This is a genomic window from Entomohabitans teleogrylli (genome assembly GCF_001484765.1).
Taxonomy (GTDB): Bacteria; Pseudomonadota; Gammaproteobacteria; order Enterobacterales; family Enterobacteriaceae; genus Entomohabitans; species Entomohabitans teleogrylli.
Map to the genome: position 1 here is coordinate 1 of NZ_LLXO01000103.1, position 600 is coordinate 600.

Annotated in this window: 1 protein-coding gene; it reads left to right on the forward strand. The window is 56.7% G+C overall.

The features are described from left to right. The coding region (locus AQ981_RS25430; protein ID WP_121500749.1) for an Rpn family recombination-promoting nuclease/putative transposase at positions 1 to 600 on the forward strand (600 nt) is incomplete at both ends.

Here is a 600-nt window from a genome sequence, read left to right on the forward strand (position 1 = left end):
ATCTGTGACCTCACGACGCTGAAGCTGGAATCCGGTTCGTTTGTTGAGGATGACCTCCGGCAATATTTCAGTGACGTTCTCTACAGCCTGAAAACCACCGGCGGTGATGGCTACATCCACGTGCTCATTGAGCACCAGTCTTCTCCGGACAGACATATGGCTTTTCGCCTGATACGCTATGCCGTGGCTGCCATGCAGCGCCATCTGGAAGCGGGTCATAAGAAGTTGCCCCTGGTGATACCGGTGCTGTTCTATACGGGTAAACGCAGCCCGTACCCGTACTCCACCCGCTGGCTGGATGAGTTTGACGACCCGGCACTCGCAGGCACACTCTACAGCAGCGCTTTCCCGCTGGTTGATGTGACCATCATTCCGGATGATGACATCGCCGGCCACCGCAGTATGGCCGCGCTGACCTTACTGCAGAAACATATTCACCAGCGCGACCTGGCAGAGCTTGTTGACCGGCTGGCACCCATCTTGCTGGCCGGGTACCTGACTTCATCCCAGGTCATATCGCTGGTACACTATATTATACAGGCAGGCGAAACCGCTGACGCCGAAGCCTTTGTACGCGAACTGGCACAGCGTGTGCCGCAA